Annotated in this window: 15 protein-coding genes and 1 tRNA gene; 12 read left to right on the forward strand and 4 right to left on the reverse strand. The window is 34.1% G+C overall.

What is annotated here, in order from left to right; translation table 11 throughout:
• The first annotated feature begins 200 nt into the window (after positions 1–200).
• Entirely contained in the window at positions 201–716 is a 516-nt protein-coding gene (locus DRW42_RS15210) for a hypothetical protein (RefSeq protein WP_113949681.1), read from the forward strand.
• 21 nt (positions 717–737) lie between these two features.
• On the opposite strand, the gene DRW42_RS15215 is transcribed toward DRW42_RS15210, so the two are convergent.
• Positions 738–986, reverse strand: coding sequence for a helix-turn-helix domain-containing protein (locus DRW42_RS15215; protein WP_113949682.1), 249 nt, complete (start codon positions 984–986; stop codon positions 738–740).
• 83 nt (positions 987–1,069) lie between these two features.
• Here DRW42_RS15215 and DRW42_RS15220 point away from each other — a divergent pair, with 83 nt between their 5' ends.
• The 3 genes from DRW42_RS15220 (at position 1,070) to DRW42_RS15230 (ending at position 3,148) form a co-directional block, all read left to right on the forward strand.
• The gene (locus DRW42_RS15220) at positions 1,070–1,735 is read left to right on the forward strand and encodes a hypothetical protein (protein WP_113949683.1); all 666 of its coding nucleotides are present in this window, start codon (positions 1,070–1,072) and stop codon (positions 1,733–1,735) included.
• Entirely contained in the window at positions 1,735–2,274 is a 540-nt protein-coding gene (locus DRW42_RS15225; RefSeq protein ID WP_113949684.1) for a hypothetical protein, read from the forward strand. The genes DRW42_RS15220 and DRW42_RS15225 overlap by 1 nt, the downstream gene beginning before the upstream one ends.
• An 85-nt stretch (positions 2,275–2,359) precedes the next feature.
• Positions 2,360–3,148, forward strand: coding sequence for a hypothetical protein (locus tag DRW42_RS15230; protein ID WP_113949685.1), 789 nt, complete (start codon positions 2,360–2,362; stop codon positions 3,146–3,148).
• Between the two features lie 492 nt (positions 3,149–3,640).
• Here the strand turns inward: DRW42_RS15230 and DRW42_RS15235 are convergent, their stop codons facing one another.
• Positions 3,641–3,838, reverse strand: coding sequence for a hypothetical protein (locus DRW42_RS15235; protein ID WP_113949686.1), 198 nt, complete (start codon positions 3,836–3,838; stop codon positions 3,641–3,643).
• Between the two features lie 239 nt (positions 3,839–4,077).
• Here DRW42_RS15235 and DRW42_RS15240 point away from each other — a divergent pair, with 239 nt between their 5' ends.
• The 7 genes from DRW42_RS15240 (at position 4,078) to DRW42_RS15270 (ending at position 11,130) form a co-directional block, all read left to right on the forward strand.
• The gene (locus tag DRW42_RS15240) at positions 4,078–4,776 is read left to right on the forward strand and encodes a uracil-DNA glycosylase family protein (protein WP_113949687.1); all 699 of its coding nucleotides are present in this window, start codon (positions 4,078–4,080) and stop codon (positions 4,774–4,776) included.
• 430 nt (positions 4,777–5,206) lie between these two features.
• On the forward strand, positions 5,207–6,727 hold the full coding sequence (locus DRW42_RS15245; protein ID WP_113949688.1) for a P-loop ATPase, Sll1717 family: 1,521 nt from the start codon (positions 5,207–5,209) through the stop codon (positions 6,725–6,727).
• Positions 6,728–6,896: 169 nt separating this feature from the next.
• Complete coding sequence (locus tag DRW42_RS15250) at positions 6,897–7,505, forward strand: phospholipase D-like domain-containing protein (protein ID WP_113949689.1); 609 nt, start codon at positions 6,897–6,899, stop codon at positions 7,503–7,505.
• Positions 7,506–7,781: 276 nt separating this feature from the next.
• Positions 7,782–8,975, forward strand: a complete 1,194-nt coding sequence (locus tag DRW42_RS15255; RefSeq protein WP_113949690.1) for a PDDEXK-like family protein — start codon at positions 7,782–7,784, stop codon at positions 8,973–8,975.
• Positions 8,968–9,621, forward strand: a complete 654-nt coding sequence (locus DRW42_RS15260; RefSeq protein WP_113949691.1) for an 8-oxoguanine DNA glycosylase OGG fold protein — start codon at positions 8,968–8,970, stop codon at positions 9,619–9,621. Before DRW42_RS15255 ends, DRW42_RS15260 begins: the two co-directional genes overlap by 8 nt.
• Positions 9,622–9,802: 181 nt before the next feature.
• Positions 9,803–10,465, forward strand: a complete 663-nt coding sequence (locus DRW42_RS15265; protein ID WP_113949692.1) for a hypothetical protein — start codon at positions 9,803–9,805, stop codon at positions 10,463–10,465.
• A gap of 203 nt (positions 10,466–10,668) precedes the next feature.
• Positions 10,669–11,130, forward strand: coding sequence for a JAB domain-containing protein (locus tag DRW42_RS15270; protein WP_113949693.1), 462 nt, complete (start codon positions 10,669–10,671; stop codon positions 11,128–11,130).
• A 73-nt stretch (positions 11,131–11,203) separates the two neighbouring features.
• Here the strand turns inward: DRW42_RS15270 and DRW42_RS15275 are convergent, their stop codons facing one another.
• Both DRW42_RS15275 and DRW42_RS15280 read right to left on the reverse strand, forming a co-directional pair.
• Positions 11,204–12,319, reverse strand: a complete 1,116-nt coding sequence (locus DRW42_RS15275; RefSeq protein WP_113949694.1) for a tyrosine-type recombinase/integrase — start codon at positions 12,317–12,319, stop codon at positions 11,204–11,206.
• Positions 12,320–12,372: 53 nt separating this feature from the next.
• Positions 12,373–12,445, reverse strand: a tRNA-Arg gene (locus tag DRW42_RS15280).
• Positions 12,446–12,688: 243 nt separating this feature from the next.
• Between DRW42_RS15280 and DRW42_RS15285 the strand changes: the two genes are divergently transcribed.
• The gene (locus tag DRW42_RS15285; protein WP_113949695.1) at positions 12,689–13,411 is read left to right on the forward strand and encodes an SDR family oxidoreductase; all 723 of its coding nucleotides are present in this window, start codon (positions 12,689–12,691) and stop codon (positions 13,409–13,411) included.
• Positions 13,412–13,463: the final 52 nt, after the last annotated feature.

Raw genomic sequence — 13,463 nt, forward strand, 5'->3', positions numbered from 1 at the left:
GACATTTTAACTATAAAAGGATCTAAATAGGATAAAATCGACCAAATATCCTTAGCAATACAACTACATCAAAATCGAGAATAACACAATGCACCGCCTAAAAATGGTACATTTTCATTTATATATCAATTCAACATAGATGCTTCCAGTCGGAGGCATTTTTCATTTAATCCAAGTTTTACATTTAAAAATCTATTAAGATGCAAGCAAAAGCAAGAACTGCAAAAGCAGTACAAACACAGACACAATTTGTTGTTATAAACGAGCAACAAGTTTTAGTAAACACAGAAGTACATAAAGCATATAATTTAATCGTTGATGCTGCTACAGAACAATTAAGAAAGTTCGACCTAGCGAAATACAGGACTTATGCAACGGTTGACCATGTGAAGAACGAATACAAAAGCAATATGATAAGTGAACACCTGAATTACTTCTGGAATATTACTTTATCCAATAGCAAGGATGGCCGTTCGTTTATATTTATAGATCTTGGTGCTGAAGCCCTAGAGCGCTTCGGCTCAGGTTTAACAAATATTTTTCTTCGAAAGGCATATGAGATTACCCAATCTAATGACAACACGAGCGGAATCGAATACGCATTAAGGGTAAACTTCCGAGAAGCTGATCAGCATCACAACTTCTTTTACAGGAGAGTTGCAGAAGGAGAAAACAATTATGTGTCAATAGCAACGGTCGATAAACTGGAATCATAAAATAAGGCGCAGAGATGCGCTTTATTTATTTATGTTGGTTTCAGGCAGAAAATCTTTAGGGGAACAGCTGAATATTACTGCCAGTTTATCAATATGATCTAAATTGTATTTGGATGGTGAATTAGGACTTTCAACCTGTCCTATAAATCCATTTGAGACATCAAGCTTAAAAGCAAGTTCAGATTGACTAAGGTTAGCCTGCTCCCTTAAAGCTTTCGCTTTACTGATTACAAACAATTCTATCTCTGATTTTACTACCTCTTTAGCCACACGCTAAAGAATAAATTAAATAGCAACGCTATACTTAGCTATTACTAAGTATTTACTAGTTTTACGTATCTAAATAAATTAAAATGAAATCTACACTAACAGTTATGATCTGTCTGCTTTTTACATCGTGTAACTTCTTTAAGAAAAGCCCTGAAGATAGGTACAGAGAGAAAATGGAGAATGCAACAGACGAGGAATTAATGAATGAGATTATTGGCAAACCATTAATGTATGAAGTCGTAAATTATGATTACATCTCGCAACGTAAACGAAAATTAGATGGCAAGATCATGTGGAGCAGTTCGCAACTTAACAACTATACTATTTACAGAAATGCTCAAACTGGTGGTTTACTACCGACTTCTAAAGAGGAAGGAGATAAATTGGGTTATGAAAAGCTTGGAGTATCATCTGGCGCAGTGGTACAAGTTATTTTTACTAAAGGTTCGATTTACATTGAGAAGTTTGGCCGTCTAAATGGAAGCTATGAGCAAGGAAAATATGCTAATGCAGATGGTACAATCAAGCTTGAATTTTATAAATACATAGAAGCCGGTTTTGGCAATCTTAAGACTAGGACGATGAGAGACATAGATTTTATAAGAGATAATCCTGTAAGAAACTGCGCTTTGATGGGAATAAAGTATTACAGGTTCGATCAAATCTCGAATAAAAAAGTTGTAGTGCACTATTATCTAAAGACACTAACAGACCCAGGATACTTCCACAAAGATTCAAACGAAAAGTAATGGAGAAGTTCAAAACAGATTGTTTACCATTCTTATACCAAAGTGAATTTTATAGCATAGCATGGGGAATGGAACATTATGGTTTCTTTATCGATCCACAAGGACGGAAATGCAACTATAGAATATCCAAAGATTATCGGTATGGAGTTACCGATAAATGGAACTTGTCTAAAACTACCGATAAGGTTGACCCATCAGATAACACAGCGTATGAACACGAAGAATATGAAACAATAGCACCTGATGATCTATTTGAAAACCTATTGAATTCTGTGGAGTATAAACCATGGTTTGGATATCAAAAGAAAACAAATATTATAACCGAAGAAATGATAGCGGATCTACTACAATCACCGATTGAGGATCATGGAGATATTGCCTTAGATGCAGGATCATTTACCAATTCTTTATATGTTTATGATGCTGAAATGGGCATTTACAAACGAATCCTATTGTCAATGGACGGTGATGTTAAAAGGGTTAACCAAAGTATTTATACGCACAATATAATTAGAAGCTTGGGTCAGATTAAATTATGAAGATTCTGCTGAATAATACCTGTTAATTTGGAGTCATAGCAATATGGCTCTTTTTTGTTATACTTGGATTCTAAATACTAACTAAATGGTTAAAGACACTCTTAATTCAATGCTTGATAACATCAAAGAACGCACAACTAATCCGTTCTTAGGTACATTCGTAATCGTCTGGATTGTAAAAAACTGGAAACTAGTGTATAGTCTATTTTACTTTGATAGTGCATTTACACTTCCTAAGCGTTTAGCATATATAGAACGTTACTTTAATGAGAAGTCTTTTTGGTGTAACATGCTTGTTGTGGTTGGCTTTACCATATTGGTATTGGTAATAACGTATATCCTACTCGCACTCTCTAGACTGTTAACAGAATTCTATGATAAAATGGTCGTACCAAAGATTGCGAAAATTACCGATAAGAGTTCTATTGTCCTAAAAAGCAAGTATAATGAACTGGAAGAGGCATTTAAGTTGCTTGAAAAAAGGTATGAAGAAGAGCGGTTAGCTAAAGTCGCTGCTCAAAATGAAAGAGATACATCTGATACCAAATTATTAGAATACATGTCTAAGCCATCAGAATCAACGGAATTAGAAAGTATTCCATCCTCAGTACCAGCTAGCTTTACTAGAGTATCCAATAAAGCTCGTCAAACATGGACACCTGAAAAATTTAACAACTTCTTAACAAACATCACTAACGGTGCATTGATGAATACATCAGATGAAATAATGAAAGTACTTTTACGTGAGAATTTTATAACGCCTGCTGGTAGATCGGCAACAACAGGTAAAGATTATAAGCTAACAGACGAAGGAATGGCCTTTCTAAAATACTGGAACAACATGGCTGATGACACTTCTAATTCTGGAGAGTAAATGTAATTCATAGCATCCTAAATCCATTCCTCTCTCCAAAAAGTGGCTTACGCGGAGAAAGGAATGGTTTAGTCTTTACATTAGTGGTGGGGCAACAATCAGCCTTCTTTTAAGTTTCTGCGGTTACTTTTAGTCAGTGATGCATCGGATGGGGCACTGCAAACCCGATTAGGGAGATCGGTATTCCGCACTGTCTAAGCTCACGAAAAACACAACGCCATCGCTGTACTCTGTCATGGTTTTTCTTTTGAGCAAGCGGAGTGCTCCATGAGCCTTTTCTCTATCTTTATCTAGGATTTGCTTCGCCTCATCCTGGATAAATCTAGTCAGGCTCCACTTTTCAGCTCACCTGCGCAATCGAAAATGCTGCACGACCGTCACGATATTTGGTCAAATATCTCGCCAGTCGCTTGTGTTAAAACATAGATCGAATCCCGTTGCTCCGCAACTGCTGATTCTCACACATTTTCTCAGTTCGCAGGCGGTGAGCATTTATTTTTTATCAATAGGATTGCTGTTAATTTGTAAATATCCCATATAGCAAGGAATGCACGTCTCTAACAATAGTTCTTCCTCAGGTGTTTTAGGTTTAGCATCGGGAATAAAGTATGTTAGGCCAGTTAACAAAATGCCAAATATCACACCCGCTTTAAGTAATTTCCATCTAAACTCTTCATCAATTGATTTCATAGGCTAGGTTTTTACCAAATTACAAAAGGATCTGATAGCAAGCAAATTGTAAAACCTATTACTGGGCTAATAGCCTCTCAAATGCTATACATAAACTAGCCGCCAGTTCTATGAACTTTACTGCAACAACCTTCGTCCCATACGCATGTCGGTACGCTAAAATACTTCACATTTCTCTTGTTTTATTATTATTATTTTATTATACTTAAATTAAAGCAACTAATTAACATCTCAATTTTATGCCTGTTATCAATCATCAAGCGATCCAAAACAACTGGACGACTCCAGAGCAAATCATAAATCCTCAAACCTTAATATTAGGCTCTTTCAACCCTTTCAATGTAAATGGCAATATTGTCGACTATTATTACGGAAGACCAAGCAATTATCTCTGGAAAAGGATTGCTGTCATTATGAGATATGAGGAAGAATATGTCTTTGATACTATATTTGGTAACCAGAGAAAGCTTGATGTGATGCAAAATAGGTTTTGTTTCCTAGACGTAATAAATCGTATTGATGTTACAGGAAATAACCTACAAGCCATTCAAGAATATATCAACGACCATATTTTCACCAATTTCTCTGATAGCAAAATATTTATCAACCGCACTAATAGACGTCAAGTACAGTTGACTAGGGAATACAATAATGATATAATTACATTCCTCCAAAATACCTCGACGATAAAAAAGGTTATTCATACAATTGGCAATACCAGAATTGTTACTCCATTAAACGTCAGTCCGAGAGAAAATAATCTGGGAATAAGTGGTTTTAGTGGCTTCATGTCTTTGATTAATGATGTTTGTGAAGACAAGGGAATAAGTTTTATCCACCAATCTTGGAGTCCTAGTGCATACGCTGTTAGAAAGGGATCAACTCCTATAGCCGAATTAGATGCATGGCTCATGGAACACCTAGATTTAGCTGTGTAAATAACTCAAGGTGGAACTCAGGACATTATCTAATAATTGGAAAGAATAACGAGGTCATTGGAATAAAGCCACATGGCAAGCGTGACACTAAACTTTTTGAGGTTTCGGGATCACACAACAATTAGTGTTAACTTTTAGTTAATTGCCAGCCCTTTGTTTTTGATATATACAACGTGATCGCTGTGCAATTATCAGCACTCACACATTTTCTCAGTTCGCAACCGATGAACAAATGTATTAAATCACATTCCTTGTCTATCTAACACTCTGTCTTGCATAAATAGGCTTCAACCTTCAAGAATTGTATTCAATAAATTGGCGCTTAACAATGAGTAATCAAAATTTCTGGTCTTCATCTACTTTTTTATTTTTATCTTAGAAAATTAAACATTCATAACCAAAAACTATCTGTTCCATAATTTTCCAATTAATGACTATAAGTGAATATGTGAGAAATTTGGGATTTAAAACAAATCCCTTTCAATTTTCTAATGCAGATAAAGAAACCGAATTTTTAAGTCAGTATTTTATTAAACCTGATTATTTCGAAGATATATGGGGAGATCCGTATTCACCCGTATCTAGTATTATTTATGCTCCTAGAGGTGCAGGTAAAACTGCTCAACGAGTTATGATTGAGAAAAGAGCGAGAGATTACGACGACATTCTCGCTATTTCTTACACAAATCATGACCTTTCTGAATTAAAAAATATTTCTGAAATATCATTGTCCTATCACTTAATTTTTTTAAACCGACTTCTTTTAGTTGCCTTATTCAAAAGAATTGAAGACTCTAATTTTGAATTTGACGATACCTATTCATTTAATGAGCGACAGTTTTTGTATAAGATCGCAAGAATTTATTTATATAATACCCCTGCGTCATTTCCAAATCAAGCAATATCATCACTCAAAACTTTAACAGATCGAGCAGTTGATATCTGGAACGGGTTTAAGGAACCAATTACAAATGTTATAAAGCAGATCACCAAAAGCAAGGGGCTAGAAATTGATCTATCAAAAATTGAGATCGACAAAAAACTAGAATTAAGTCATAAAGACAATTTCTTTAATATTATAGCTTTGTTAGTAAAGGCTAATTACAATTCAATATTTATATTGGTTGATAAAGTTGACGAGCAGAGCTTAACAGGAAATAATCCGGAGGCAAGTTATACATTAATAGAGGATCTTCTCAAGGATCTTGAATTATTGGAAACTCCAAAAGTAAGCTTCAAATTCTTTCTTTGGGATGCCTTAAAGCCTTATGCAGCTGCAACCGCGAGACCCGACCGAGTTTTCTCCTACGATTTAAATTGGGACTGGAACCAATTATCTATTATGCTGGACAAAAGAGTTTCCTCGTATAGCAATGGTAAGGTGGCGAGCTTTATTAAAATGTTCGCGAATAAAAAGCTATTAGGAAGAGTAATACTTTTTTCTGGGTTATCCCCACGTGACTGTATTCGTATATGTAATCGGATTATTTCCGAACAATTCAAAAAAGATATTAATAGCACCATATTTGATGAGGAGGTTGTCCATCTTTCTATTCAGCATTTTTGCATGGAAAAATCTAAAGAGCTTATTATCAATGAAAATAACTTTAGGTATTTGATCAAGACAAATCAAGTTTCATTTACAATTGAAGAATTAGTAACCAACAAGGTTGCATCTGATACACCAGCTATAAGAAATATCATTCTTCCATGGCAAACTGCGGGTTACCTAAAGAAAATCGGCATTGTTCCAAGAAAAAATGCTAAAGCAGTTAATGAATATGCTTTCCAAGATATAAGGCTCGCCTATACCGCATGTCCAAAACTTGACATCTTACAATTTATATTTCAGAAAGTAAAAAGATGTAAAACAGACACCTGTCATCAAATATATTTCAGAGATTTCAACCGGAAAGAATATATATGCCCAATTTGCAATACGCCTAACTAATATCTACATTTATTCTAAACGGCAATATGCTCCCTTTCAATCATTTATTCTAATACGATACCAATTTATGAAAATTGACGCCTATATTGAGATAATAAACAAACGATTTAAAACTGGGATATCAAGAGAACATACTTATAGGGGCGATCTCAAATAATTAACGACTCCAATGATTAAATTTCTAGATGGCGATGCCATCAGCGCTAAAATAATTCAAACAATAAGAGAAACAAATGTTTATTTAACTCTGGTTTCTCCTTATATTAAACTTACTAATAAAATAAAATCAGAGCTCACCTACTTGACGAAGAATAAGCCAGAGATTGAAATTGAGGTTGTATTTGGCAAGAATGATAATAATCCTAATAAAAGTTTAAGCAATGAAGATTTTGAATTTCTAAAGACATTGCAGAATATCCGTATCAGCTATGTTAAAGAACTGCACGCTAAAATTTACTGTTCTGAAGATCGATTAATGCTGACCTCATTAAACTTACACGAATTTTCACAAGCTTATAATTTTGAAGCAGCATTTGTAATTGAGAAACCATCATCCATTTTAGGTGCACTAAATAACTCAAAAATTGAGTTGGCTTGGGATGAAGCTTTAGAATTTGTTGATAAAGTAATTGAAAGCTCGATACCAGTTTACCATAAAGGAAAAGTTTATGAAAGTTCATGGCTTGGGTTTTCTTCCAAATTAGTTGAGGAATATGATGAAGATAATTCTGAAACCTTTTTTAAAAAGCCTATAGCTGTTAGGGTTCTATACACCTAGGATTCTGTATAAGGACTGGTGTTAATATACCATTTAACATTAAAGCTCCGTATTCTGATGCTGCATACAAATCATGGAAGCGATATGGCAATGAAACCTACAAAGAAAAGTATTGCCATTACTCAGGGGAAAATAGTGATGGTGAAACTTCTTTAAAATCGCCAATCTTAAAAAAGAACTGGAAAGAAGCGAAAATGAAATTTAACTTCTAACATTCTAGGACAGTTTATATTCAAGGGTAATACAATTTATTTTAGTGTCCTTTAATTTTTAAATATGCAAATACTAAACGACTGGCGTCAAGTAATCGAACAACAAGCAAAGGAAACTAAATCCTACTTGCAAAATGTAAAAGAGCCTGCAAGAAATTATGACTATTCTTCCCGAAATAGGTCAGAAATTGGGTTTAATGTTTTTACTATTTCATCAGACTTATACTACCGAGAAAATTTTCATAGCGACATTATTAAGGCTTTCTTAGATCCAAACGCGAAACACGGAGAAGGGAATAAGTTTCTACATGCATTCATTCATCTATTAAATAAATGCAATCCTCAACGGAACATAAATCTATCTGATTTTCAAAACGCAAGAGTGTCAAGAGAGGAGAATAACATCGATATACTCATTTCGGATTCAAATAGTGGCAAGGCTATATTAATCGAAAACAAAATATATAATGCAATAGATCAGCACAGACAAATACCAAGATATTTCGAAATCGTGTCTGAAAATTACATCGTTGAGGCAATTGTCTATCTAACTTTGAATTCATCTAAATATCTAAATCAGAGCGACTGGACGATTGACGAGATTCAAAGGATAAATCCAGTGATATATTTCGTACCCTCATATAGTCTCGGAAGCACAAATTTATTTGATAATTGGATAGTTCCATCAATAATAGAATGCAATAATTCTGAAAGTCTTTTTATACTACGACAGTACGGCAACTTAATTAAGTTTTTAAATACAAACTCTATGGACACAATTACACTAGAAAAATTTTACCTAACCTTAAAGGAAAGTGATAATCTACAAACATCGCTTTCCGTAAGAAATATGCTGAACGATCTACCTGAATATTTAGCAATCAGAATTGAAGAAAGATATAAGGGAAAATGCTATCCATTTAAAAATATTTGGAGGTATAAAAATCGCGATACAGTATTTGAAGCTTTTGAATTGGAAAATTTATATCTTAAAATGGATATTTGGTGCAGCGAAAGAGGCTATAAGGTGCACTTTTGGAATTCTAAAGATGAGAATTATGATATTAAAGTAAATCTCCCATTCATATCATCGTTAAAAGATTTTAATTACGAAGGAGACAACAAATCTAATGTTGAAAAACATTTTAGCTTCAATCAAGAAGAATTACTTTTCGAGTTTATCGATAATTTATTACTAGAGCTAAAAGAGTTTAAGACTCAACCGGTTTCAAATCTAGTTATTGAAAAGCATGATTAGCTTATACGCAGGTTTAATCAAGGAACTTCCAGTACGAGACATCTGTTTTTCTACAAAAAGATCAACATGGGTTAAAGCAGAAAAGGAAGTACCTTGGTTAAGAGTATTAAATGATGAAGTGTTTGGTTCGTATTTGAAATTAAGTATTTCTAGGAAAGATATCTTTAGTTGTATTTCAAATATTCGACAAAGCATAATTTTAACTATCTATTGGGGCTATCCACAAGGAATGCGAGGTGAGCATTTCATAAATATGCTAAAATCAATTGAAATTATCGAGGAGTCTATTTTTACCATAAGAAACAAAGAGAATCCAACAACAGATGACTATTGGGTATTGATGGATAAGCTGAAAGGAGTAAAAGGTTTAGCATTATCTACAATTAGTAAACTACTTTACTTTTTTGAAATAAAAATCAACGGGCATCAGTGCCAGATTTTAGATCTTCGACTGATTGATGCATTATCAAGTAAAGGCTTTTCGCAGTATGAAACTCTGTTACCAATAAGCTACGGAACTATTGCAGAGAAAAAATATCCCTTGTTTTTAGAACTTACTACCTCAATTGCGAATAAGTTGGAATGCGAACCTGAAAACATTGAAATGTTTCTGTTTACGTTTGGAAAAAACCTCAAACCGGATTAGGACACTTTTTTATTGTGGTTATAGTATAAATATTTATTGTCTTAAAATATTTGATTTGAAATGATACATAAATTACTTCTTGAATTCAAGATTGAAATATAATTATTCTTTAAAAAATAAACCTAAGAACTATTAATTTATCTCTTCGAGATTTTATCATATATCCATTATAAAGAGTTCAATGAAAACAAAGCAAATCTTAATAAATTTTCTACTTATTACATCTAACCTATTGCTATTTTCTTCTTGTCAAGAAACAAAAAGTTCTGAAGAGCTCAATAGTCCATCAAATGGGCAAACCGAAAGCATCAATGATCCCAACAACTATAGCGGCAGTGGAATCGGAACTTATAGTGAAAAGTATGGAATCTTATTGAGGCAAACGTTAGAGTATGATATAAAGCCTGAGGTATCCATAAATAATAAAATTGATTTTAGTTTCTTTAACTATGGGGAAGATTTGAGAATTAGTGCAAAAATGCTTCCGAATGTTTTCTTGACTAACATTTCACGAAATATACTTCTAGAAATCATTCAATTAGATCAAATAAGTAATTTTATACAACATCAGTCTAACTCTTACGGAACTTGGGGAGAGGCCAATATATTTACCACCAAAAGTCAAGTGGTTTTAAAAGATGTTATAATCAGCCCCTTGGCAGCAAAATTTATACTTAGCAAAACGCAGAATGATTCCGACGCTTTAGTTTTGGCGAGATTTGTCGATCAAGATAATGTTACTAAAGAATATGTTTTTTTAGGAAGCTACCTTTCCAAAGAAATAATAGATCGGTATTACAAGGAGATTAAGACTAGTTCCGATATATATAGCGGAATTAGATAATTCTTTTAACATAAAATCTCCTTCGATATTTGATTTACCATTTTTATATAATCAATTATTACACAAATTTAAGCTTTAATCTGCTGAAGCGTCCAAAAACTTCCCGCATAAACGCTCAATCCCACAGCACAGGCTATTTATTCGTTTGCTTCTTGGACTTGATTGATTAAAGCTTGCCCTCGTACCATATTAATTTAAATTTCATGGTACAAGAACAAAACCCATTCAAAGTGGCTGAAGTCGAAGTCAGTTACAAATCAGACTACAACATTACGGAACGACCAAAAATTAACAGCTCTCAAGATGCTTACCGAATATTAATGCAACATTGGCAAGTTGGAAAGATTGAACTGTTAGAAGAATTTAAGGTGATATTGCTAAATACCAGTAACCGAGTATTGGGAATAGTGGATATATCCACAGGTGGAGTACAGGGAACGTTAGCAGATCCGAAGATTATATTTTCAGTTGCTTTAAAGACGAATAGTAGTAAAATAATATTGGCACACAACCACCCAAGCTCTAACACAGCCCCAAGTGAGGCTGATAAAAGACTGACCCAAAAGTTAATGGATGGAGGAAAACTATTGGATATCGAGGTCTGTGATCATTTAATCGTTACCAATTATAACTATTACAGTTTTGCAGACGAATGCATGAGGTAAAAATAAATGCCTTGGGCAGTGCTTGCCCAGGGCATTATAAAACTATAGTTTATCAAATGATTATAGGTTGTGCCTATAATGATGGAAGCACATCCTTTAATTTATCATCATTTATCTCACCTAAGCCCCTCAAGTAATTAAGGGTAACGATCATATTAGAATGCTGTAAAAGTTGCTGTACGATGTGTAAATCCTTAGTTTTTTGGTAAACATTAATAACAGCAGTATGCCTAAATGAATAAATGGTTTGGTTCGCTTCCAGTATCTTTTCTTTAAACATCTTGATCTTCTCCTTTCCCCACATCAAGTTAAAGTAACCAACGCTATACGGTTCGCTAGTGAGCGTAAAGATATTCGCCTCTGGATCATCAATAGCTTGTAACCGTTCACGAAGCACATCCTGAATATAAACAGGAATATGAACTGTTCTAATGCGTTTACTTTTGTTCTCACTTCCCGATAGCTGAATTTGAGCAAAATCCTTAACGATATGCCTTAACTTTAATAACCGTATTTCATGATGTGGCCTAAGCAAACACCCATAAGTCAACAAACAGCATAAGTGAAGATTTGGTTGATGGCATTTTAAATAATCAAGTACGCCTCTCAACTGCTTATCCGAGTAAGGAACATGTAACGATGCTTTTGCTTTAGCAGGTTTTGTATTCTTTACAATATTGTGTGTTGCAAATCCTTTCCTAACCATTTCATTGAAGAACATACCTAAGCATCTACGCCTATTAATATAATTTCGTTCACTGGTTTGGAACTTGTTCAAGAAAGTTTCTACTTTATCAAGCTTTAGACTATCGCATTTTCCATTTAAATCGGATGATGGCAAAAACTCAACAAACATTCGATGTACAGCCTTTAGGTTACGTTTATAAAGGTCACAAAGATTAGATTCCAATTTCTCTGCGAGTATTATCGATAGGGACTCTTTTAAACTTGGTTTTTCAGATTCTACCTCAAAAGGATTCCATCCACTTTTTAAAGCAGAGTTTACCTCAAATAATAATTGCTGAGCAAGTCTGTCTCTATCCTTAATATTGGTAAACTGATTGGGATTGATGTTAAGATTTAAACAGTTCCCGTTATAATGACGAACTCTTTTTCCATCATAATTATAAATTACATAAGAGCGTCCTTTTGACGATTTGGGAGTAAAGATTTTTGGTGTTGTAAACATGGTTTAACCTCATTTGATGCCTCAAGGCTGAGATTAAATCATTTAAAGCATTGATAATCAGACGAGAATCGAACTCATATCTAAAGTTTAGGAAACTTCCATTCTATCCGTTGAACTACGGGACCATTTTATTTGAGCAGCGCAAATATAATAAAAGTTTTGATGCAGGGAAACCAATTTAAAAAGCATTTTATGAAATGAAATTGTTTATTAAAAGACACAAAAATAAATGACAGCTTATCCCTGCCTGGCAAAAGAGATTTATTTAAAGGATATTTTTTTATTAACAGGTTAAAAATAAAAAACTGTACTACTCACCATAAAAAATCTTTTCAATAGCCTCATCTTTGACTATCAATTTATTAGAATATGAAATTAGCAAATAATAAAATCCTGATCACAGGCGGAGCGACAGGCATCGGCCTTGGATTGGCCGAACGTTTTATACAAGAAAACAATACTGTAATTATCTGTGGCCGTCGTGAATCCGCCTTGCAGGAAGCAGCAGAAAAATTGCCCACAGTAATCACCAAAGTATGCGATTTATCTGATGAAAAAGGCAGAATAGACTTGTACAACTGGATTGCAGAAAACCACAGCGATTTAAATGTATTGGTAAACAATGCCGGTATCCAAAACTGGATGAATGTTGGTGATAATGATTTTTATGAAAAAGCAAGTGATGAAATTACCACCAATGTTTTGGCGCCACTTCATTTAACAAAACTCTTTATCAATCTGAATTCGTTAGATACTATTATTAATGTAACATCAGGATTGGCATTTGTGCCTTTTTCTCAGGTGCCTGTGTATTGCGGAACAAAAGCTTTTATGCGTTCATTTACACTTTCGTTACGCCACAGTCTGAAAGATTCGAAGATAGAAGTAATCGAAATGATTCCGCCAGCGTTAAATACCGATTTAGGTGGTAAAGGCATCCATGATGCACACCCTGCCGTAAGCGATTTTGTAACATCCGTATTTGATCAGATGAAAGAAGGAAAAACGGAATTAACCTTTGGTACTAGTGCGGATAGGGCAAATGCAAACAACGACACCATAAGTGAATATTTTAACCGTATGAACCCATAATCCGCTTTTATTATTAAGCAAAAAGCCATTTGACCGGAACAGATCAAATGGC

The sequence above is a fragment of the Pedobacter miscanthi genome (assembly GCF_003315595.1).
Classification (GTDB): Bacteria; Bacteroidota; Bacteroidia; order Sphingobacteriales; family Sphingobacteriaceae; genus Pedobacter; species Pedobacter miscanthi.

Coding starts and splice junctions, on each gene's coding strand:
- DRW42_RS15270 (WP_113949693.1), top strand. CDS start 10,669: ATGGTACAAGAACAAAACCCATTCAAAGTGGCTGAAGTCGAAGTCAGT.
- DRW42_RS15240 (WP_113949687.1), top strand. CDS start 4,078: ATGCCTGTTATCAATCATCAAGCGATCCAAAACAACTGGACGACTCCA.
- DRW42_RS15275 (WP_113949694.1), bottom strand. CDS start 12,319: ATGTTTACAACACCAAAAATCTTTACTCCCAAATCGTCAAAAGGACGC.
- DRW42_RS15245 (WP_113949688.1), top strand. CDS start 5,207: ATGACTATAAGTGAATATGTGAGAAATTTGGGATTTAAAACAAATCCC.
- DRW42_RS15235 (WP_113949686.1), bottom strand. CDS start 3,838: ATGAAATCAATTGATGAAGAGTTTAGATGGAAATTACTTAAAGCGGGT.
- DRW42_RS15285 (WP_113949695.1), top strand. CDS start 12,689: ATGAAATTAGCAAATAATAAAATCCTGATCACAGGCGGAGCGACAGGC.
- DRW42_RS15225 (WP_113949684.1), top strand. CDS start 1,735: ATGGAGAAGTTCAAAACAGATTGTTTACCATTCTTATACCAAAGTGAA.
- DRW42_RS15255 (WP_113949690.1), top strand. CDS start 7,782: ATGCAAATACTAAACGACTGGCGTCAAGTAATCGAACAACAAGCAAAG.
- DRW42_RS15265 (WP_113949692.1), top strand. CDS start 9,803: ATGAAAACAAAGCAAATCTTAATAAATTTTCTACTTATTACATCTAAC.
- DRW42_RS15230 (WP_113949685.1), top strand. CDS start 2,360: ATGGTTAAAGACACTCTTAATTCAATGCTTGATAACATCAAAGAACGC.
- DRW42_RS15250 (WP_113949689.1), top strand. CDS start 6,897: ATGATTAAATTTCTAGATGGCGATGCCATCAGCGCTAAAATAATTCAA.
- DRW42_RS15210 (WP_113949681.1), top strand. CDS start 201: ATGCAAGCAAAAGCAAGAACTGCAAAAGCAGTACAAACACAGACACAA.
- DRW42_RS15220 (WP_113949683.1), top strand. CDS start 1,070: ATGAAATCTACACTAACAGTTATGATCTGTCTGCTTTTTACATCGTGT.
- DRW42_RS15260 (WP_113949691.1), top strand. CDS start 8,968: ATGATTAGCTTATACGCAGGTTTAATCAAGGAACTTCCAGTACGAGAC.